This window comes from Candidatus Aquicultor sp., assembly GCA_036504445.1.
Classification (GTDB): domain Bacteria; phylum Actinomycetota; class Aquicultoria; order Aquicultorales; family Aquicultoraceae; genus DASXVE01.
Genome location: DASXVE010000010.1, coordinates 45,001 through 65,471, shown reverse-complemented (window position 1 = coordinate 65,471; position 20,471 = coordinate 45,001). Strand labels below are relative to the sequence as shown.

17 protein-coding genes and 2 rRNA genes (1 of these 19 running past the window's edge) are annotated in these 20,471 nt (G+C 49.1%); 3 read left to right on the top strand and 16 right to left on the bottom strand.

The features are described from left to right. Positions 1-2,865 (bottom strand): hypothetical protein (locus tag VGK02_01830; protein ID HEY3373785.1); only part of this gene is annotated, 2,865 nt, incomplete at its 3' end. A gap of 514 nt (positions 2,866-3,379) precedes the next feature. After that, positions 3,380-4,075, bottom strand: a complete 696-nt coding sequence (locus VGK02_01825; GenBank protein ID HEY3373784.1) for a tetratricopeptide repeat protein — start codon at positions 4,073-4,075, stop codon at positions 3,380-3,382. A gap of 477 nt (positions 4,076-4,552) precedes the next feature. Here VGK02_01825 and VGK02_01820 point away from each other — a divergent pair, with 477 nt between their 5' ends. Continuing rightward, positions 4,553-5,170 (top strand): class D sortase, encoded by a 618-nt coding sequence (locus VGK02_01820; GenBank protein ID HEY3373783.1) that lies wholly within the window; start codon positions 4,553-4,555, stop codon positions 5,168-5,170. On the opposite strand, the gene VGK02_01815 is transcribed toward VGK02_01820, so the two are convergent. The 10 genes from VGK02_01815 to VGK02_01770 all read right to left on the bottom strand — a co-directional run bounded on the left by VGK02_01815 (position 5,157) and on the right by VGK02_01770 (position 13,278). Further along, positions 5,157-5,615, bottom strand: a complete 459-nt coding sequence (locus VGK02_01815) for an RDD family protein (GenBank protein HEY3373782.1) — start codon at positions 5,613-5,615, stop codon at positions 5,157-5,159. The genes VGK02_01820 and VGK02_01815 overlap by 14 nt on opposite strands. Before the next feature lie 138 nt (positions 5,616-5,753). Further along, a complete protein-coding gene (locus VGK02_01810; GenBank protein HEY3373781.1) occupies positions 5,754-6,542 on the bottom strand; it encodes an MTAP family purine nucleoside phosphorylase in 789 nt (262 codons plus the stop codon). Positions 6,543-6,553: 11 nt separating this feature from the next. Continuing rightward, on the bottom strand, positions 6,554-7,498 hold the full coding sequence (gene arsS, locus VGK02_01805; GenBank protein ID HEY3373780.1) for an arsenosugar biosynthesis radical SAM (seleno)protein ArsS: 945 nt from the start codon (positions 7,496-7,498) through the stop codon (positions 6,554-6,556). 13 nt (positions 7,499-7,511) lie between these two features. Continuing rightward, positions 7,512-8,219 (bottom strand): TIGR04283 family arsenosugar biosynthesis glycosyltransferase, encoded by a 708-nt coding sequence (locus VGK02_01800; protein HEY3373779.1) that lies wholly within the window; start codon positions 8,217-8,219, stop codon positions 7,512-7,514. A 35-nt stretch (positions 8,220-8,254) separates the two neighbouring features. After that, a complete protein-coding gene (locus VGK02_01795; protein ID HEY3373778.1) occupies positions 8,255-8,758 on the bottom strand; it encodes a C-GCAxxG-C-C family protein in 504 nt (167 codons plus the stop codon). Further along, positions 8,742-9,686, bottom strand: a complete 945-nt coding sequence (locus VGK02_01790) for a lysylphosphatidylglycerol synthase transmembrane domain-containing protein (GenBank protein ID HEY3373777.1) — start codon at positions 9,684-9,686, stop codon at positions 8,742-8,744. Before VGK02_01790 ends, VGK02_01795 begins: the two co-directional genes overlap by 17 nt. 246 nt (positions 9,687-9,932) lie before the next feature. Continuing rightward, on the bottom strand, positions 9,933-10,700 hold the full coding sequence (locus tag VGK02_01785; GenBank protein HEY3373776.1) for a TIGR04282 family arsenosugar biosynthesis glycosyltransferase: 768 nt from the start codon (positions 10,698-10,700) through the stop codon (positions 9,933-9,935). Positions 10,701-10,819: 119 nt separating this feature from the next. After that, on the bottom strand, positions 10,820-11,356 hold the full coding sequence (locus VGK02_01780; GenBank protein HEY3373775.1) for a DJ-1/PfpI family protein: 537 nt from the start codon (positions 11,354-11,356) through the stop codon (positions 10,820-10,822). Positions 11,357-11,449: 93 nt separating this feature from the next. Next, positions 11,450-12,268, bottom strand: coding sequence for a hypothetical protein (locus VGK02_01775; GenBank protein HEY3373774.1), 819 nt, complete (start codon positions 12,266-12,268; stop codon positions 11,450-11,452). Positions 12,269-12,309: 41 nt separating this feature from the next. Then, positions 12,310-13,278: a tyrosine-type recombinase/integrase gene (locus VGK02_01770; protein ID HEY3373773.1), complete on the bottom strand. Its 969-nt coding sequence runs from the start codon at positions 13,276-13,278 to the stop codon at positions 12,310-12,312. A gap of 607 nt (positions 13,279-13,885) precedes the next feature. Between VGK02_01770 and VGK02_01765 the strand changes: the two genes are divergently transcribed. After that, entirely contained in the window at positions 13,886-16,060 is a 2,175-nt protein-coding gene (locus tag VGK02_01765; GenBank protein ID HEY3373772.1) for an S-layer homology domain-containing protein, read from the top strand. A gap of 195 nt (positions 16,061-16,255) precedes the next feature. Here VGK02_01765 and VGK02_01760 read toward each other — a convergent pair whose 3' ends face one another. Beyond that, the gene (locus VGK02_01760; protein ID HEY3373771.1) at positions 16,256-17,170 is read right to left on the bottom strand and encodes a class I SAM-dependent methyltransferase; all 915 of its coding nucleotides are present in this window, start codon (positions 17,168-17,170) and stop codon (positions 16,256-16,258) included. A 461-nt stretch (positions 17,171-17,631) separates the two neighbouring features. Between VGK02_01760 and VGK02_01755 the strand changes: the two genes are divergently transcribed. After that, positions 17,632-18,417 (top strand): L,D-transpeptidase family protein, encoded by a 786-nt coding sequence (locus VGK02_01755; GenBank protein ID HEY3373770.1) that lies wholly within the window; start codon positions 17,632-17,634, stop codon positions 18,415-18,417. A 55-nt stretch (positions 18,418-18,472) separates the two neighbouring features. On the opposite strand, the gene VGK02_01750 is transcribed toward VGK02_01755, so the two are convergent. The 3 genes from VGK02_01750 to VGK02_01740 all read right to left on the bottom strand — a co-directional run. Further along, positions 18,473-19,060: a polysaccharide deacetylase family protein gene (locus VGK02_01750; protein ID HEY3373769.1), complete on the bottom strand. Its 588-nt coding sequence runs from the start codon at positions 19,058-19,060 to the stop codon at positions 18,473-18,475. A gap of 360 nt (positions 19,061-19,420) precedes the next feature. Then, positions 19,421-19,537, bottom strand: a 5S ribosomal RNA gene (gene rrf, locus VGK02_01745). A 322-nt stretch (positions 19,538-19,859) separates the two neighbouring features. Continuing rightward, positions 19,860-20,471, bottom strand: a 23S ribosomal RNA gene (locus tag VGK02_01740); it runs 2,392 nt beyond the window's last position.

Below are 20,471 nucleotides of genomic sequence, written 5' to 3'. Positions count from 1 at the left end.
TGCGCCGCCGGTTCCATCCCATTGGTAATAGGTCGTGCCCGGCTCGGACGAGGTAAGCGTAATCGTCGTTGCCGATTTAAACCAACCGTTGGTGCCGTCTGGTGTTATTGGGCTGGTTGAAAGTGTCGTTGTCGGCGCGATGTGATCGACATGGATCAGAACCGTCGTCTGTGTCGAGTTGCTCGCTTTATCTGTTACCGTTAAGCGAATCGTATAGTCACCATTGCCGAGACTCCCGGTATTGAGCGAGCCGAGCGTGTTATTTGTAACCGCCGTTGGGGACGTGGTTATGTTGGTCCAGCTCGAAGGTGCCGCTCCGGCGCCATACTCGAGCACATAATTATTGAAGTTGGTATCCGATGCGGTACCTACTATATTGATCGTGCCTTGTGGGTACGAGCTATTGGCTGGTGAAGTAATGGCTGCCGTCGGGTTCGTTGTATCGACGGTAAATGTTCTCGTAGCTGACGCCGCAGAGAGATTACCTGCGTTATCAACGGCGATAATTTGCCAAGTATGCGAAGCCTGAGTAAGCGCGGTTTTCGGTGCGACAGAAGTTGCGCTTGTCGTCTGGTTAAGCGACCCGTCGATGTTTACGTTATAGTATGCAATACCGCTGCCCCCATCTGTTGATACAGCCCACAAGAGCACCGGTAGCGTATTGTTTACAAAGCTCGCATCATTTGGGGTTGTAAGCGATGGTATTGTTGGAGCCGTCGCATCGACGTTGATGGCCTGGCTCTTGTATGTCTCAGCATTACCCGCCGAATCCGTTGAGTAGAAATAAAGCGTGTGGTTGCCTGCAAGCGCGGCAAATGGAGCGCTGTAGGTAGTCCATGCACCACCGGTGCCGTCCCACTGGTAGTACGTGGTTCCCGGCTCGGACGAAGTCAGCGTTATCGTCGTTGCGCTCTTAAACCAGCCGTTGGAACCATCCGGGGTTATCGGGCTGGTGCTGAATATTGTTGTCGGGCTTGCCGTGTCTACAGTAAATGTTTGCGTAGTTGATGCTGTGGACTGATTGCCCGCGTTATCAACGGCGATAATCTGCCACGTGTGAGAAGCTTGTGTTAAGGTTGCTGCCGTCTGGACCGATGTTGCGGCGGTTGTTTGATCCTGCACGCCATCAACGTTGACGATATAATACGCGATACCGCTTCCCCCGTCTGTCGACGCGCTCCACGAGAGGGTCGGTCTTGTACTATTAACGTACCCGGCATCGGCCGGACTTGAAAGCGCGGGGGTTGTTGGCGCCGTTACATCGACGTTGATAGCTGTGCTTTTATACGTCTCGGAATTATTAGACAGATCTTTCGAGTAATAGTAGAGCGTGTGGTTACCTGCCAGCGCCGGAAATAGGCCGGCATATGTTGTCCATGCGCCACCCGTGCCATCCCATTGGTAATACGTCGTTCCCGGCTCGGACGAAGTCAGCGTTATCGTCGTTGCGCTCTTAAACCAGCCGTTGGTGCCGTCCGGTGTTGTGGGATTCGTTGATAAGGTCGTTGTCGGGGCAATAGTGTCGGAGAACCGTGTATATGTAAAATCAAACGGTGTACCTGTAAGCGTACCGATATTCGCTGCTGCCAGCGCAGTACCCCCGTCACCGTTATTCCAAGAACCGTTATAATATTTACCCCACAAGTTATTGTTGGTATCGGCAATAAGCGCTACCAGCACATTGAGACCGGGGTCTTTTTGAAGTTTAACGGAGCCGATATTGCCCATTGTACCCGTCGGTGTCCAGGAGCTTCCCGCCGCCCACGATGCTGTTGACTTGGTCCAAAAGGAGGAATACACTAAGTTGGCTGTTCTGCCTGCATAAACGACAAGAGCGCCGGTTGAGTTCCATCCTGTTGCTACCGGCATTCTTCCCGCGGCTACAGAAGCTAAATTCAATCTGGTCGCTGTTGCGCCGCCGGTTACGTTTGCCCAACTCGAACCGTTCCATATGCCGTATTCATAGAAACCGTAGGTAGTTGAACGGGCAGCTCCGGCAACTACGATATAGTTGGTGCCCGGTTCGGCAGCAAGAGAGATCGTGACCGGTATATAGGTCCACGTGCCCATGCCGGTCACAGTCGGGGTTGAGGTCGGCCACGCGGCGCCTGATGTTCTTTGCCAGTAATATGCAGCAGTACCGGCTGTGACCGTGCCTGTTCCGACGCCTCTCCCCCAGACGACCATCAGATTACCACTGTTCTGATAAACGGCATCAAATGACTTCGTAACACCGTAAGTCGTGCCTATATACGACAGATTGGCTTCGAGAACTGCTGACTTCGCACTCCATGCGGTACCGCTCCAGGTAACGCCTTTAAGCGAATAGCCGGTTGTACCATCATTATACGCATAGAGTAGCGAGATCTCGTCGCTTGCCGGCTTTGCGACAAGCTCGACCCACTCGATGTTGTTGGCTTCAGCGGTTGACAATACATTTGCCGCAGCCGTCCAGCTTGTGCCGTTCCAAACCCGATACGCCATATTTGTACCGGTGGAATACACAACCAACGCATCACCGGTGACGTTTTCATATGCAATATCGAAGCATTGCTTGGTTGCGGTCGGAACTGTAACGTTCCATTCGTTTGTCCATGCGGAGTTATCGTAATGTTGGATATAAAGGGTAGGCCCCGTACTAGCGATGGTGCCTACGATGTTTTCGGTTCGGGTAACTGGTGCGGATTGGGTTACGGTCCAATTAGCAGTCGTATTTGCTGCTATGGTACCGCTGACTGTGCTAAACGTATTAGATGAACCAGTCCAGGTTCGCAGTTGAGGCGATGTATTACCAGTAATTCCATAAACAAGGCGACCGTCGGTCGCTAAGGCGGAAGATATAGGTAAGAATGCGAATAAAATCACGAGTGCAGCAAAAAAAATCTTCAAGTAATTCTTTGTATGTGTTCTACGTAGAGGGGCGTTTCTTTTGTTGCGTTTGCCTATAATCGTCACCACACCCTTATGATAGTCCCTAGTTAATCAACCAGTTTGAACATAAAAAAACGACCTAACAAGGTCGGTTTTACTATTCGCTCCCCACGGCCATAAGTAACCATATAAAGACCGGGATCATCGCAACCTTATGGGAGTATATCGTGCTGTGAATAATCTACGATGGTTGCTGCTATGTTATGCAATTTAGCACTTATAAAGATTATAAACCCCTGGTGGTATTTCGGTCAATAACATATGTAGTATAAGTTAATAATTTATCAATCTTTTGCATTATCCAGTAACAGCATGTGGTATTGCTGTACGAGCATCGTTAATTACGGGAATAGCGCCTACCGGCGGTTTTAATCAATATATTTCTAAATTGTAAAATTTAATAGTTAAAAACGGCCGTAAGACCGCCTTTAACTTGCCAATCACTGTTCTATTTGCCGCTCAAAAGCGTTTTAGCTCGTGCATTCGTCGGATCGATTTTTAATGCTTGTCGCCACTGCTGCTTCGCTTGCGCCAGACTGCCCTTTGCTTTATACACTAAACCTAGATCCACATAGAGATCGCCAAGGTTAGCGCCAAATGGTTTTGCCTTGATAACTTGTGAGAGCGCCGAAATCGCTTGATCAAACTTGCCGATCTCCCGGTACACAGTAGCTTTCTGAACATCTGCTGCGTACAGACTTGGGCTAAGCTTCTTCGCATTCTCAAAGTGAGCAAGAGCCTTATCGTATTGCTTTTCGCTCTTGTATATTACACCAAGGTTGTACTCGGCTTCCGGTTGTTTTGGATTAAGCTTAAGACTCGAAAGATACTCTTTTTCGGCGTCTTTAATCTTACCGACCGATGTGTAGCTCCTTGCAAGATTCACATGAGCTTTATCGTTGCTCGGGTCAAGCGACACTGATTTTTCCAGCCGCATAATCGCATCTTCAGCATTACCGCTTTGCAGAGCATTCATGCCGCTTTCATACGATTCCTTTGACTGGACCTGACGCTGGGTCTCCATGTACTTAAACGCTACAACCGCTATTACCGCCACTACTATTATTGCAATAATGGCGATAATAATCCTCTTTGTCCCTTTGCCTATCGCCCCTATTGAAGTTCGATGGTTTGAAACACTCACTTGACCGCCTCCTACATTATATCTTTACAAGCTACTGTTGCTCTAATTATTACTTTTGTATTGTTTATCGGCAAAAATACCGACTGCATGAATAAAAAACGGCCTCTAAGGGTCGGTTTTACTATTCGCTCCCCGTGGTCCTAAGTAACCATATAAAGACCGGGATCATCGCAACCTAACACACTTCACATTTGTTGCTGGTAATATATTGCTGGTTTGATGGTAGTTACTAAACTATATAATTAAGCCTATGGGTGTATTGTAGACGAACGATAATCCTATATCAAACATTATTGTACGGGTTAGTATGTACTTATAAATGATGAACCAGCCGGTTTGTGTCCGAATTGGCGTAACCCAACCAATAAAGCGCGCCGAACTATATGGTTGCAGGGCTTTGCTCAAATAAACTCGCGATCTGGTAATGGGCTTATAAAAACCATTGTAAAGGGCACAGCTAGCGCTTATATTTAGTACATGGTTAAACAGAAACCAAAGAACAAGCCAACCAGCAACATATCCAAGAAAAAGAGCACGGCACCTACTGAAAAGAAACTACGACTACGTATGACAACCCGCACTATCGCCGGTGCCGTAATGCTTTTGGCCGGTGCCGTCCTTCTCGTATCACTTTATTGGCCGCGGGTCTATGCCGCATTCGCACCCGCGCCGCAGATTAACCCGATTGTCCTCGAACGGGGTCATTTCTGGATCGTGATTCCAAAAATCAAAGTCGATTCTCCGGTTCAGCCAGCGGTTACGAAAGAGTTTTTAAAGATGGGTGTCGGTCACGTAGCGGGCAGCGGATATCCCGGTGAAAACAAGAACACTATCATAGCCGGCCACAATTACGACCCGGCTGTCTGGACACCGCAAACCACATTTGGTTCATTAGATGAGCTCACCAAAGGCGATGATATCCTGGTTGCATATAAAGGCCAGGTGCACCGCTATGTAGTCAAAACACAGAGAACGTTCAAGGCTGATGATCCAGACCTCTACAAACAGACCAAGCACGAGCAGCTGACTCTGCTTACCTGCATGCCGTTTGAAACAACTACAAAGCGGCTTATGGTTATTGCTATGCCGAAATAGACCGCGATCGCACAACCAACGTGCGTGCAGCTATGTCATGAATGGAACGATGCTCGCTATCTGCTTGCGACTTCGCAATGTTAAGAACGGAAAATGCGAACGCAATGAAGATTAGAAATGTGTTATTGATCGTCCATATCGCGAAGGCAATTTTGGCGAACGGTCGTATTATGCACTGGGTCGGTGAAGGTCGCTCGCTCGTCGCCGCATCGATAACGGTTACTCCCACTGCAAGTTTCCCGATGGTCGCACCAAGATAGTAGATTAGCAGCGTCTCATAAACGACAATAAGAACTGCGATGCTGAGCATGCGAAAATCGATTATGCCGGAAAATGTATTCGGCCGGAAATATACGATCCTCAAGAATACTATAATAAGCAGAAGATCTATCATGAACGCGACGGCCCGCCTTACCAGGCCGGCATAGTCATAGCTATTTTCCATATCTCCCTCCTCCGGGTGTTTCGATACTAATTATACACCGGCTCGGGCGATGAAGGATATCTTGACGGCAACAGTATCTTTTTACCGCCCCTGATAAGGATACCGAGTGCTTGATCGGTGCGGCCAAGCACTGCAAGGCTACTCAAACCGGTAGAGGAATCCTTCTGCGGATATGGTATCGACATCGGTAGCGGAAACAATTCCCTTAATAAGCACCGGCATAACCTGCGATCCGAGCTTCAGATTTGCATCGAGTACTTCGATGGGTGTCGGTGCATCGCTCACACCGTTCGCATAGTCGATTCCAAACCCAATCAGCAGATATGGTATCTCGAGTTCGCCTGCCAGAACGGCCTCCGGTCCGCATGTTTGGCTTATCGCCGTAACGCCGAGCGCTTTAAGCTGGCTTGTTTCAGCGCGTGAATTAAAGCGCGGCCCGTTGACATGGCCGTAGATGCCCAACGTTCTATGCGAGATGCAGGCATTACGAGCAACGGTTTGCGCGACTTCTCGCAGCGTGCTCGAAAACGGCGAGGCAAATATATAGTGAGCCCGCCCTGCCTGCGACGGTTGGGTAAAAACTGTGCATATCTCCCCGTTTGGGAGCCTGTTATCCATAAAATATATGTCATCAAAGAACACGATGGTGCCCAACGACATGCTTTTGTCGACCACTCCCACGACCGAAGTGGCGACTATGGCGCGTACGCCGGTTTCTTTCAGCGCAAAGATGTTCGCGCGGTAGTTGATCGTGTTCGGGAGAAGCGCGTGACCTCTGCCGTGTCGCGCAATAAACGCAACGGATTTACCGCCTAAAGACCCCACGCTTACCGGCGCGCCGCCAAAGGGTGTTCGCACAACCTTTTGTTCTTTCAGTTCGAGACCCGGTAAATCATATAAGCCGGAGCCGGTGATAACGCCTAACACTGTATCATCTCCTAGTTTAAGCTGCCGGTACAGCTGCTTCCATTACCCGCGATACATCCGTAACAGTGCTCACCAAGCACGATCGGCGTTTCTTGTAGCTCATCCGGCGAGAGTTCCCAAAGCCTCTTGCCCGTACCGCCCATCGTAAGGCTAAGCGCCTGGTTGAAATCGCAATCGTAGACGTAGCCGCCCCAGCCGATACTTATAAGGCTACGGCACATTGCATTGTTGAGCAGCTGTATATTTGCACTGTCTTTGAGCGCTGTCATGTAGTCGTCGTACTCGCCTGCATCCCGTAACCGCTGCGCAAACCTTCCAATCGGCATATTAGAGATAGTATAAAGGATATTGAAATCAATGCCATGCATATCCCGTAAATTCTCGTGGTAGGCACCATCGAGCATGCACTGATCGCCCGGTAAAAACGCACCGCCCGGATTGTATACGAGGTTGAGCTTCAACGATGAACCCTCAATGCCATAGCCCAGCTCGTTAAGCATCCGTAACGCTTTGATGCTCTTTTCATACGCGCCGTTACCCCGCTGCGCGTTGACGTTTTGCTTCAAGTAGCATGGCATGGAGCATACCAGTTCGACGTTATTGTCAGCGTAATAGCTCGGCAGACCTTCCATGCCGTCTTCAAACAAGACGGTTAGGTTCGAGCGTACAACCACGCGTCTATCGATCGATCGTGCCCTGCGTATCATGTCTTTGAAGTTTGGGTTTAGCTCCGGCGCACCACCGGTTAACTCGAGCGTCGGAATACTACTATTCCTAAAGAACTCAAGTACCTTTCGACTGGTTTGCGCCGACATCATCTCGGTGCGGCCCGGCCCTGCGTTATGATGACAGTGGACGCACGCCTGGTTACACACCATACCTAGATTAACCTGCAAAATATCAAGATTTGTTCGTTCCAGCTTTATTTTTGATAGTTCTTGTCCGCAAACGCTCAATGTTTCCTCCTTGCTAGCGTACATCTGCATATATCTGCGCGAGCCGGACCGGCGATATGCCGGCGTAGAACAGCACGCGAATTATCCACATTAATAGAATCGTTCGCACGATACCGCTTTTCTCCCAGCGACGGGCTGCCGTGGTCACGCATAGCGGTATTCTAATGACGCCACCCTTTTTCTTGAGCGCTTGCGCCATATCGAGGTCTTCGCAGAGTTCAATTTCCCTGAAGCCCCCGATCTCTTCAAACACGTCTTTTCTAACAAAGATCGCCTGGTCGCCCGTAAACCCACCGAAAATACGATCGCGTACGTTAATCATCGATCCCACGATCCGAAAGGCAAGCCCCTTGTTATCAAGCTTTACCTTAAACCGGCCGCCGGTAACTCTACTGTCCTGCTGCACCGCTTCTTCCAACGCCCGCAAAGCGCCTTGGGGCAGGTACGTATCCGCATGCAAGAACAGCAATATCTCGCCATGGGCTTCTTTCGCACCGACGTTCATCTGCCATGCCCGCCCTTTTGGGGCATGGATAACCGTCATATCTATCGGATGCCGCTCTATCGAAAGCCGTGAGCCGGCAACCGCGACAGTGCGATCCCTACTACCGCCATCAGCGATGATCAGCTCAAATTCCTGGTAATCCTGCTCGTGAAGCTGGTTTATAAAACCGGGAATCGCCTCTTCTTCATTTAGAACGGGAACGATGATCGATATCATAGATAAACCTGTTCTGACGGCAACCTGTACACCTATCACGTATTCCTGGTTCCGTGTACTTCGTTTAGCATGTCGATTAAGAGCTCGGCCGTGCGTGCGGTTAGTTCTTTGCAGCGTAGGTCGGCGTCTTTGTCCTTAAACGTCCTGTCTTTTCTTAGAACCCGGCAACATGTCGATCTAAAATTCGCTTTGAAAATATCGTGAAACTGCCCGGTTAAATCGAGCGCCTTCTTGCCTTTCTGGGGCTTGGTGTCGCTTACCGATATCACACCTAAGATAAGTGACGCGCCAACGAGCGCCCCGCATATGCAGCCCGATTTACCGACGCCGCCCGTAAACGAAGCCGCACCCTTAACCATGGCGAGCGGGACATCCACACCCAGCATGTCAGCCGTCGACAAGAGCACCGACTGCGCGCAATTGTATCCTTGATCAAAGTACCGGCGCGCGAGATCGCCCACGGCAGGCGATGATTGATTAGCATCACCTAAATCGGCAGCCACAGCTATCTTTAGTTTCTTCCTACTTCCGAACAGCAAAGATGATGCCCCCAATTAAACTGACTAAAGTCACAATTATAAAGAAAAAGATCGATATTGTAATCGATTCCTCGGTCGAAAGACCGACCTGGGAAAAGAAATACACATACATCGCTTCGCGTACCCCGAGCCCGTTCAGCGAGATCGGAAGCATTGTGATCGCAGAGATGATGGGAATAAACAAAAGTACGAATCCGTACGGCACCGTTAGCCCAAGCGCTTTGATAATAAATATGTTGATTGCAACTACCGTGAGCTGAAATACCAGCGAATATATAAGCACTTGTACGAGCGTCGGCTTATGATCGACACAAACCCGCATCGAGTCGGCGGTTTCTTTTAGCTTGCGCACAACCGACGATTCAAATCGGGCTAATACCGCACCAAATCTGTGAGCGGAGAGAACGGCTAATAAAAGCAAAGTGCAGAGCAGAACGAAAACTATTATGAGCGGTTTATACCTGGCAACCGAATCCGCAGATACCAGGACGCCACCGAGAACAATAAGGCCTAGCGTGAATGCCGCTAAAACACGTTCGGCTACAACTGAGGCTGCGGCAGCCGGCCCATCCGCAATCATTTTTCTAAGATCGTATACCCGCACGACATCGCCGCCGATACTGGTCGGCATGAAGTTATTAAAGAATAAACCAACGAAATAGGATGATGTGAGACTCCGAAGCGGAACCGTAAACCCCTGTGCCATAACGAGAAGCTGCCACTTGTAAGCGCTCAGCACTATTGATGCAACAGTAAGCACCAGCGCTACGAGCAGATAAACCGGGGATGAGTTCTTTATAAGCTCGACATATTGGTTCAAATCGGATTTGTAGAGCAACGCCGCTATAAGTAATGCACTCACTGCGGTTTTAATAAGCGCGCTTAACCTGGACGGTCTTTTTTGCGTTACATTTGAAAGTTTTTCCACACACTCAACCATACAAAACTTGTTTCTTCACCAGTTCTACGCTTGGACTCTTACGATACAAACAACGCTAAGGTCGAAAGGAACTAAATCGTACCTTTTGCACTATCTTAGCATGACTTATATTAACTATATTATTATTCAATCATTACAGCGTCAAGCTTCGGATTACTTGTTGACATGCGGAAATCCATTGATAGCAGGGAATTACTCACTTTTGCCACCGGTATTGCTTACAAGCCAGCTGCATTAGAAGTTTTTTGAAAGTAAGTATTCCGCAAGAAAAGCAGCAGTAGCGGGTGCGTCATTTGCAGCATCTTTAAGATGCATGGCAAGCTTATGCAGCTCGGATATTTCATCAACATCGTACCAGGCAGGAATGATATCTACAGATAAACCTGCCGTGCTTATTCGCGCTAACGTTTGCTTGTACACCACATCGGTAGACCAATGGATGTCTTTGAACACATTCGCTGTACCAGGTGCGTCCCGCATGCCGATGAGATAATAGCCGCCATCGTCGCTCGGGCCTATGACAACGCTACTGGCATCAAGCTTGCCTATCGCTTGCTCTACAAAACCGGCTGGAACGTCGGGAGAATCGGCCCCAATGAACAGGAGTTTGTCGAAGGAAGGTGCGAGCCTGCCCCCCACGTTCTGAAGCCTGTCGCCGAGGCTGCCCTCACCTTGCGATATTATTCGCAACGAACGAGGCAAAACTATAGTGTTTAACCCTAAATTATTTAACATTTCATCTTCAATCGACATAGCTGTATCTTTGTAAGCCGGTTCGGTTGCGTTTTCATCCGCTCGCCCGGCCACAACTATGTCTAAGGCAAGGTATCTCACGACATGCAGTATAGAGTTCACCTTGTCGATCGTATCTTGAAGAAAGCACGCATATAGGCGGGCGGCATCATCGAGAGTAAGCGGGGGGCTAAGCCTGGTCTTAACATTCCCAGGGACCGGTCGCTTTGCCATAATCACAATTGCCGCACGCTCTGAAGATTCTTTCATATCCGTAATGGTATCATGCCAGGCTGCAAGAGCAAATCGGTGATCTCGTCACGAATGCGTTTCTCATCACGAGCCGTTTCTGCTAGCTGCTGCTCCACATAGCCGGCGATGGTAGCAACTTATGCCGCCTCTTCGAGTGATATCTCATCAACGAGCACATCGCAAAAAGCTTGTATATCGTCATGCAGCCTACCGGAGATCAAATTGCCGTCAACCCAAACGGGCTCGTTCTCGTACTCGGCACCGTGCACTTCAAGTTCGTAGCGCAACTCAGGCGACGCCGTAAGCGAATGTGTCGCCGCTATGCCGGCGTCGATCAAGTACCTGGCGCTCAAATCGATCGTGCCAATAATCAAACCGGCTCCATGAGCGTGCCGGATTAGCTCGTGAAACTCGTTATTAGAGCGAAGATCATCCGATACTGACCCGTCGCTCAGGATGAGCACGTCAAAGGCAAGATCTTGGATATCGTCTAACTTCAGGTTCGGCTGAAGAAGTTCCCTTCCCCTGTTATCAATAAGCTCCTTGTCCGCGTTTGAAGCCGCGACCAGAACCGTCGCACCAGCACCTTGCAAGCAACTTCGGAGGTGGTGGTATACATCTGCGTTGAAGTTATCCCCTAGAACAATTGCGATTCGTTTTCCTGACAGTTTCATCTATCTACCTCCCTCGACTTTTCTTCCCGAGGGTTCCGGATTGTAAACATATTATACGTTCGCTCCATAGTATGACGGCACTACCCTTTATTGCTACGCGGCAATGCCCGTATCACCATCGTGCTTATCATTAAAAGACGTAGCCCTATTGATAATGCCCGCCAGGCTACTGCAAGCTGCTTGTAAGCGTATGGCATGTTCTTTTAAACCATCATGTGTAAAATCCTCTGGAGTTCCATTGAGGTTGCTCTTTATCGTCTGGATCTCGCCATAAAGAACCGATAGTTTGTTAATGGTAGCGTGGAAATCACCGCAGGCGGTCTGAGCTTTGCCGGCGAATTTCTCTTGTACGCGACAGCACTCTTCCATAACGCCGCACATCAGGCCCGATTTCCACGCCTTTATAATATTGAGCAGACACGTAACGCGCGAGCTTGAACAACCGCAATACATTGTGTCGATGTTATATAGAACGGTCATCAGATCGTTAATAGATTCGACATGGCAACCGCGTTCGCGCAGCACGCACCCGGCATAGCGTGCCAGTAAAACTTCGGCTCGCTCTGGGTCTGTCTCCGCCTGCTGTATAATCTCGTTTTCGAGTGCTTTTATCGCTGCTTTGCAGAAATTAAAGGTTTGCAGGAATTCACCCTGCGGCAGCACTTCGTTTGCTGCAGATAAAATCTTCGCATGCTCGATACCGTGTTGCTCCTCAAGCTCGCGCAAACATTCGATGCTGCCCGGAACAGCCTTAAGATTGATAAGCTCCGCAAGAATCAATTTATTGAGGGGCGTAATGCCGTCCTCGTTAATCCATGGTAGGCTATAGCCTCGCTTTGCAAGATCGCTTAGCTGCTCAATGATTTGCGTGTAGCGCCCCCGTGTAAAAGTCGGCTCATTCAGGTTCGGCATTAGCAGGTCTCCTCGCATCAAATTTGTACTAGGGTTGGCTGTTATGCTGCCTCTTCCGGCTGCGCCGCGCTTAACCGAAAAATCGAAGAGAGTTTCTTACCGACGGCCTTCTCGACACCCTTCGGTAGCGATTCACTATAGACCGCCTTATCAATTGTCGGGTCTCCGAGCTGCTTCCTGATGAAATCAGCTTGCTCTCCAGCAGCAGCTAGCGCAGTCGCGTAACTATACCTGAGATCGCCAAATTTAAGATAATCCATGTTCATACGGCTTACTAGCGGTATAAACATATTATTAAGCAAAGAGCGTAGCTCAAGCGGGTCTCCGACTGAGTTTGTAAACACAAAGTAATGCGAAGATTGAATCTTATTCGCCTCCTGGTTTTTCTGATGTTCTTTGAGCACTTCAATTACTTCAGGCGGCACAATAATAGACCGTTTTAGTGTCACAGGCTCGGGGTCGTGGAACCGGCCGTGAAAATATGTACGATGAACTCGTATTTTAGATCCTTTAAAGTCGACATCCTCCCACATGAGACCAAACAATTCGCTTACCTTCATGCCCGTGTAGCATGCGGTTATCATAAACGGGCGCCACGCCTCATCCGTTGTATCAATCAAAGATTTCATCATCGCGACAGGAACGATGTGCTTTTGTTGCCCTTCGACATAGTCATCAATTTTCTTGTGTTGGGCGGCATCGCTTGCATCACCGTATGGCCTGTTCGTGCCTACGCGCAATCGTTTGCGCCCCGTTGACCCGATTGAAATACCGCTACCCCCAAGCCACTTATGTATGCGTCCGGCGACCACAACCGGTTGAGCCTGGGCAGAGTCTGCGGGTATCAGCACGGCTCCATCGCCATCCGGTTGGCCGTCTTTGATATTCGCTCCCCGTGAGGGTCCGGCTGCATCTTTTCTCCGGACGTCTGCGAGTTCGTCTTTGAGCATGCGCCAATAAAGCACGCATAAGAGAATAACTACAGCGATAATGGCAAGCGACTCTAACATTTCACACACCTCCATAGTAAGGCTTATTCAGCCATCCGTCCCAACGTTCTACAGGTGTGTCTCATTTGTTTATCATCTGCGTCAGAACACCGTTATAGGTCTAGAAACCATGTTTCTGTGACGTTAATCGTATCCATTATATATATTCCCCTAAACTGCACATTATGTATGTTTAAGCAACAAATTATTGTTTAATTGATATACCGGGATACTACTTTCTGCATTACGATACCCGCTGGTAACACTATAATTGTGGCTGCCCCTAGGTCGCATGCTAGACAAGCGAATGCTATGCTACCATAATATTGCATTTGTATACTTCTTATCGGTATAATAGGGTGGACAGCTATCATAGATCGTGGCCGAAAGCTTATATTGCCGGATCGCTTCATAAAGAACGGTATAAAGCCAGACATATTTTATGGCTGCTTGGGTATACAAAGGCTAGAACCACACCGGACCCTCCTTTAGCGAGGGCCGGGTTTTTGTTTTTATACTGCAGCAAGGGCTTGCACGTAATGCCTTAAGTCATATATATACCTACGGTTTTATATAGATTTAACGCAGTATCGATTTAGATTTAGCAACGAAAAAGGAGGGGATGTGCATGTCATTTAATAAGCTGCATCGAGCGAAATCTATTGCGGTGATTATCGTACTCGGTTTGCTTTTAGCAATCAATCCGGTAACTGTTTTTGCTCTAACCGATATTCCAGAGCCCCCGGATTTAAGTCAGGCGGCGGGGAGCGCGACCACCCCCACGGTAACAGTGCCCACAGTCTCGGATGCCGGAAAAGTAGCCGCATTGGCTGTTCCCGCCTCTCCGGTGATCGGGCGAATACCGCTGATCAATTCGGGCAACGCATCGGCTTTTGCCGTGACCGGTACCGCAGAGGCCAGCACAACAATATTTATCGACGCCATAGATTCATCAGGATCGAAGGTATCCGAAGGCACCTCTGCGACAGCGTCGGGAACTTTTAGCAAAACATTTAACCTCTCAACGTTAAAAGATGGTACGGTGACGTTTAGTGCGCATGCGCAAAGCAACGGTGGAAATAGCGCGGCAACTACCAAGACGGTATATAAAGACACTGTGGCGCCGACCGGCACCATTACATCGCCGGCAAACAACACCGTCATAGCGACCGCTACTCCGCAACTCGTCTTTAGTGTCAACGAAAGCGGCACGATTACTGTTTTAGTAGATAACACGGCGACCGCAATTAAGACTTCCGGCGAGAAACTCGGCCCGCTTGCCGATGGCGCTCATACCGTAGAGGTCAGGGCTGTAGATGCCGCAGGTAACGGCAGCTCCGCCAGGTCTGTCTTCGCGGTTGATACGAAGACATCGGCGGTTACCATAAACTGCCCGCTCAACGGAAGCACTACGACGACGGCCTCACCACTGCTCTGCTATTCGGTCAACGAATCGGATACTGTCGTCACGGTGAAGGTCGATAGTGCGGTTGTCAATACGAAAGCCGGAGAGAAACTAAGTGCGCTTTCCAGCGGCAGCCACACCCTCATAGTCGAGGCAACCGATAGGGCTGGCAACAAGGGTTCTGCTCAGTCGAGCTTTACTACAAATGTGTCATCGACCACCGAAAATCCACCGGCCGTGTCGGGTGCTCCAACCGTTACCGGCACCGACCCTTCCAACAACTCGACCAACGTAGCACGCAATAAAACGGTGACGGTGACTTTTAGTACGGACATTCACGAGGGCACGACGACGGCCTACGGCGGCATATCTTTATATTCGGGTAGCAGCAACACGACCGCAACTGCGGTAACCATTACCAAGCTCATCAGCGGCAAAACTCTGTCAATCGACCCGACAACGGATCTGGCCGCACATACGAAATATACGCTATCCATTCCGGCGACTTCCATAGAAAGTACAGCGGGAGCGGCTCTCGCAACAGCATTTACTTTGAGTTTTACCACACAGACAAATACAGTGACCGTTGCCGCGCCGCAGAACCTGAAGGTAACCTCAAACTCAGGCATGCTCGCACTCTCATGGAGCGCGAGCACGGACACAAGCGTCACCGGATACAACGTCTACCGGAAGGTGAAAGAGTCGACCGCGACAGCGTCGAAGATAAACACGTCGACCGTCACGTCAACAACGTATCAAGATAAGACCGCGCAAGCCGATGTGACGTATATGTACTACGTCACTGCCATCGATAAAGCGGGAAATGAAAGTGCAGCCTCCAATCAGGTTGAAGCTACACTTGCGTCAACAAGCACTACCGCAAAACTCCCAACGGATATACCGGCTAACGCCACATATAAGCAGCAGCTTCTGAAGCTCATCAACCGTGGTGCATTTACAATACCCGCCGATGGCAAGTTCCATCCGGATAAAGCCATTCCCAGAGCGGAGTTTGCGAAGGCCGTGTACTTTATCGTGGGCGGCAAACTTAACACGACAAGTGCATCATCGTTTAAGGACGTCGATGCTAAGTACCGGACATTCCCGTACATCGAAAAGCTAAAATCACTTAGCATAATGATTGGTTATCCCAACGGCCTGTTCAAGCCAAATAACTCGATCACGAGGGCTGAGGTCGCAAAGGTCGTCGCCGTGATACGCAAATTGCCATCGGTTGCAAGCACGCTCAAAGATGTTGGCTCATCGTGGGCAAAGGGTTTCATAGGCGCCGTAACCAAGGCCGGAACCATGAACGCCGATTCGAGCGGCAACTTTAATCCGAACGCTACGGTTACGAGAGCGGAAGCCATCGGCCCGCTCGATTCAATGATGCCGTAAGAAAACACACACCATCTATTAAACAGAAAGGGCCTGCCGGTTTTCACGGCAGGCCCTTTTATTGCGTCGAAACCAAACTTATAGCCACGGTCATTAGCATCAGGCACACGTTTGCATGTATAGTATATTGTCGATAGTCTTAGGCGGCAGGTTTGTACATGACGCACAATACGCACCGTTATCGGCTGCGGCCGGTTATACGACCACTGCTTGTGCAAAGTGCGTGTGTGGAGCTGCGTGATAACCGTCGGTGCGTCCCTTGAAATAGCGTTCTTCAAGATCGTCCGGGCTCAAGTTCTCATTGAAACATAAAGCTACACCCGCAAGCTCTGCGCCTAGCGTGCGTGGGTCAAAGGCCGCTTTCATCGGCTCGCCCGCCCGCCGCACGATCTCCAGGGTTTTTTGCGTAATTTTAGATGCTTTCTCAGGGATAAAAGCGTCGGTGTCCAAATAATCAAAGATGAGCGTACTGCCCGTGGAAGCGACGTTGGTAATTGTGCGCAAGGTATCGAAAACAACTTCCCGGGTCAGATAGAATGTAACACCGAGCCAGCTAAAGAAACTTAAAGCCTGCGGATCGTATGATGTGCTCGCAAGGGCCATCTCTAAACTTTCTTTCGTGAAATCAACCGGCACGAAGTGAAGCTGCTCGGGAATATCCCAACCAAGCTCGGCCAGGCGCTGGCGTTTAAAGTCTTGGGTGCTAGCCTGATCGACCTCAAACACCTCAAGCTGGTTAACCAATTCGGGTTTGCGAAATGCAAAGGTATCCATTCCCGCACCGAGAATCACATATTGCTTCACACCCTGTTTAATTGCAGCTTCAAGACTATCTTCGGTGTAACGCCCGCGGCTGATCGTTGTCGGTGCGCTTTGAATCCGCATTACCGACGCCAAAGCACTCTCCTCATCGGGGCATGACGCTGCAAGTTCGGGATCAAAAAACGCGAGAGACTCCGCCAGATTATGCCCGAAGAACGTGCGCTCTTCCTCCGTAAAAAACCCATGGGCAAGAAAATCATCGAAGATCTTTGGGTCGGCATGCGTAGCGTGGTAGGCGCGAGCATAAGCGGTTATCAATGCCGTAATGCTAACTTGGTTTGCTTGCATTCAATTCCTCCTCTTAATGTGTATATATTGAATAATGGCAAATCCAGCTGTTTTAAACAGCTCCTTCGTTATGCCACTATATGTATATATCATATTATTGAAGGGTATGGTAGTATAGCATAACCATACTATTTTGTCAATAATTATGTAAGCAAGTGCAATTGGTCTGTGATAATGTCACCTCGAAGCTGATCAGAGAAAATGTCACTATGAATACGGCGACACTAAGCAGGACCGGGCATGACTGTACGTCATCAAGCTAGTGCTTTATGGCAAGCACACCATTAAGGAGGCAACGAGTATGATGGGTTAGCTAGATAGCCTGACTTTATGACGGCAGACAACATTCTGAACCGGCTTCACCAATCGCAATAAGCTGCTTTGTATAAAACATCTACAACACGGGGATAACGCAAGTACAGAATAGCCATCTCACATTCTTGAGAAACCGAGGTGCGAAAATGAACGTACCAAGCAGCTGTAGTCGGTTAAACAACACGCGATTTATTCCACTTGTAGCAGCATTAACACTGTTTATTATATTCTGGATAAAGACCCCGGCGACCGCGCCATCATCACCCCAACCGCAAAGCCAAACCGTAGCTCAGCCGTTTGCATCAGCCCCGGTTAATAATATTGAAGCTCAGACGTCTGCCTCAGCCCCAACTACTACTCCAGCTAAGCAGAAAACGCTGAAGCTTGGCATGCGCGGCGCGGATGTCACAGCTCTGCAACGCCGTCTGGCGCAACTTCACTATTCACCTGGTGCGGCCGATGGTAACTTTGGTCAGCACACGTATTATGCTGTGGTGGCGTTTCAGAAAGTGAATCGCCTACCGCAAGATGGTGTTATCGGCACGGCGACCGCAAAAGCGTTGGCCAATCCCAAGACTATAGCCGCACGCTACAGCGATACGCGTGTTGAAGTCAATAAAGCTTTGCAGATACTGTTAGTTGTTAAGAAAGGAACCGTGGATACGATCTTGACAGCTTCGACAGGTAAGCCCGGATATACGACCCCCAACATCAAATCCCAGGTTGACTGGAAGCCCGGATATAAGTTTTTCTCAACCGAGCACGGCGTCTGGATGTATTGGAGCAGCTTCTTTTATGGCGGTGTCGCGGTACATGGGTATGAAAGCGTGCCACCTTACCCCGCCTCACACGGCTGTGTGCGCATCCCGATTGCGGATTCTAAATATGTGTATGATGCCATGCCGGTCGGCTCTATGGTTTATGTATATTAAGTGAAGAGACGCATCTCCCCAAATCAAATACAACAGAGTTCCTCCCTGTTCAAAACTATTTCTCATTAAAAGCAAGCAGCTCGGATATGATTACAAAGGTATATCCTCGTTTTTGAAGCGCAGATACAATTCCCGGAATTGCTTCGCGTGTCTTTCTGCTCCCGTTACCAAATGGGTGTAGAAGAATGATCGAACCGGGCTTGGTGTGCGAAACTGTATAATCGACAATCTTCTTAGCGTCTGCGTTTATTTCAGGATACGAATTCGGCTCGATATCCCACATGACAGTGCACCTGTTGTGCTGCCTTAAATACCATGGCAGCAAGATCAGCTTCTTTCCGTTCGGCGGGCGGAAATAGATGCTTCCCTGATAACCGATATCTCTGATGAGCTTATCCGTTCGCTCTATCTCGCTTTGAATGAACGCCGGCGTTTTAAACACCGTTCTATTATGAGAGTATGTGTGATTACCGGTTTCATGGCCGTCATCAAAAATGCTTTGTGCTTCATTCGGATACTTCTCCATCGCCCAACCGATCGCAAAGAACGTGACCTTTACCCCATAACGATCGAGCTCTTTTAAAACAGCTCGGGTCTCCGCCCCAGGTGCGTCATCAAATGTGAGCGCGACTACCCTTCTTATCTGTATCTACGCACCAAATAATTGGAAGCTTCTCGCGTTGCTAACCTTGAGAGCTACGTAACCCATCAACAATAGCGCTACAAGACCGATACTAATAGCAGGCACAGATTATGAAGAAATATTTCTTCATAATCTGTGCCTCAATACCTTAACATCTCTTCATCGCCTATATTCATTATGTTTTAATATGCGTCCATTATAATATAAGGAATTTGGCTGCACTCGGAATTGCCGTTTAGTCTCTTCACTTTAACTCCCGCTTTTCCCTATAAATAGGAAAAAGCCTTATGCTATTCGCATAAGGCTTTTAACTTTAATAAAAGGAAAGGGGTTCAAGTGAATAACTTGAACCCCTTATAGGATCGGCGGCGTCCTACTCTCCCACCCCGTCGCCAGAGCAGTACCATCGGCGCTGAGGGGCTTTACTTCCGTGTTCGGAATGGGAACGGGTGTTTCCCCCTCGCTATTGCCACCGAAAATGTAAACTAATAAACTAAACTTTATTATACCACATTTCGGTATTTTACTTAAGCGCTCATGGTTCAAGGCTCTTACTTTAAGCTTACTTCTTCACTTAAATTTCCAAGCCATGGATCCATGAACCCTTAAACCTGAGGCCTCTCGAGAGGTCTCACGCTCGAAACATTAAACATTTAGTCTAATAGAAACATTTGTTTAATGTTTCTCACACGTTTAGCTCCCCTCACGGGGTAAACTTAGTGCTCCCGAGCTTCGCTCGTTCGCACAAAGTTCAATCTCACCTATTGAACTTTAAGAACTACACAGCTTCAGTCAAGTAACAATCAAGTCCTCGACCAATTAGTACCGCTCGGCTATGACATTACTGCCTTTACACCTACGGCCTATCAACCAGGTAGTCTACCTGGGGTCTTAACTCAATTAAGAGTGGGAAATCTCATCTTAGGGTTGGCTTCCCGCTTAGATGCTTTCAGCGGTTATCCATTCCCGACATAGCTACCCAGCAATGCCATTGGCATGACAACTGGTACACTAGAGGTCAGTTCATCCCGGTCCTCTCGTACTAGGGACGACTCCCTTCAAATTTCCTACGCCTGCAGAAGATAGGGACCGAACTGTCTCACGACGTTCTGAACCCAGCTCGCGTACCGCTTTAATCGGCGAACAGACGAACCCTTGGGACCTACTTCAGCCCCAGGATGCGATGAGCCGACATCGAGGTGCCAAACCCCGCCGTCGATGTGGACTCTTGGGCGGGATCAGCCTGTTATCCCCGGAGTACCTTTTATCCGTTGAGCGACGGCCCTTCCACTCGGAACCGCCGGATCACTAGGTCCTGCTTTCGCACCTGCTCGACATGTACGTCTCGCAGTTAAGCTCCCTTGTGCCCTTACACTCTGCGACTGATTGCCAACCAGTCTGAGGGAACCTT

What these genes read in the sequence shown, in the direction of transcription:
- VGK02_01755 (HEY3373770.1), top strand. Translation starts at nt 17,632, where the DNA reads ATGAACGTACCAAGCAGCTGTAGTCGGTTAAACAACACGCGATTTATT.
- VGK02_01785 (HEY3373776.1), bottom strand. Translation starts at nt 10,700, where the DNA reads ATGAAAGAATCTTCAGAGCGTGCGGCAATTGTGATTATGGCAAAGCGA.
- VGK02_01770 (HEY3373773.1), bottom strand. Translation starts at nt 13,278, where the DNA reads ATGTTAGAGTCGCTTGCCATTATCGCTGTAGTTATTCTCTTATGCGTG.
- VGK02_01765 (HEY3373772.1), top strand. Translation starts at nt 13,886, where the DNA reads ATGTCATTTAATAAGCTGCATCGAGCGAAATCTATTGCGGTGATTATC.
- VGK02_01800 (HEY3373779.1), bottom strand. Translation starts at nt 8,219, where the DNA reads ATGATATCGATCATCGTTCCCGTTCTAAATGAAGAAGAGGCGATTCCC.
- VGK02_01820 (HEY3373783.1), top strand. Translation starts at nt 4,553, where the DNA reads ATGGTTAAACAGAAACCAAAGAACAAGCCAACCAGCAACATATCCAAG.
- VGK02_01760 (HEY3373771.1), bottom strand. Translation starts at nt 17,170, where the DNA reads ATGCAAGCAAACCAAGTTAGCATTACGGCATTGATAACCGCTTATGCT.
- VGK02_01815 (HEY3373782.1), bottom strand. Translation starts at nt 5,615, where the DNA reads ATGGAAAATAGCTATGACTATGCCGGCCTGGTAAGGCGGGCCGTCGCG.
- VGK02_01775 (HEY3373774.1), bottom strand. Translation starts at nt 12,268, where the DNA reads ATGCCGAACCTGAATGAGCCGACTTTTACACGGGGGCGCTACACGCAA.
- VGK02_01780 (HEY3373775.1), bottom strand. Translation starts at nt 11,356, where the DNA reads ATGAAACTGTCAGGAAAACGAATCGCAATTGTTCTAGGGGATAACTTC.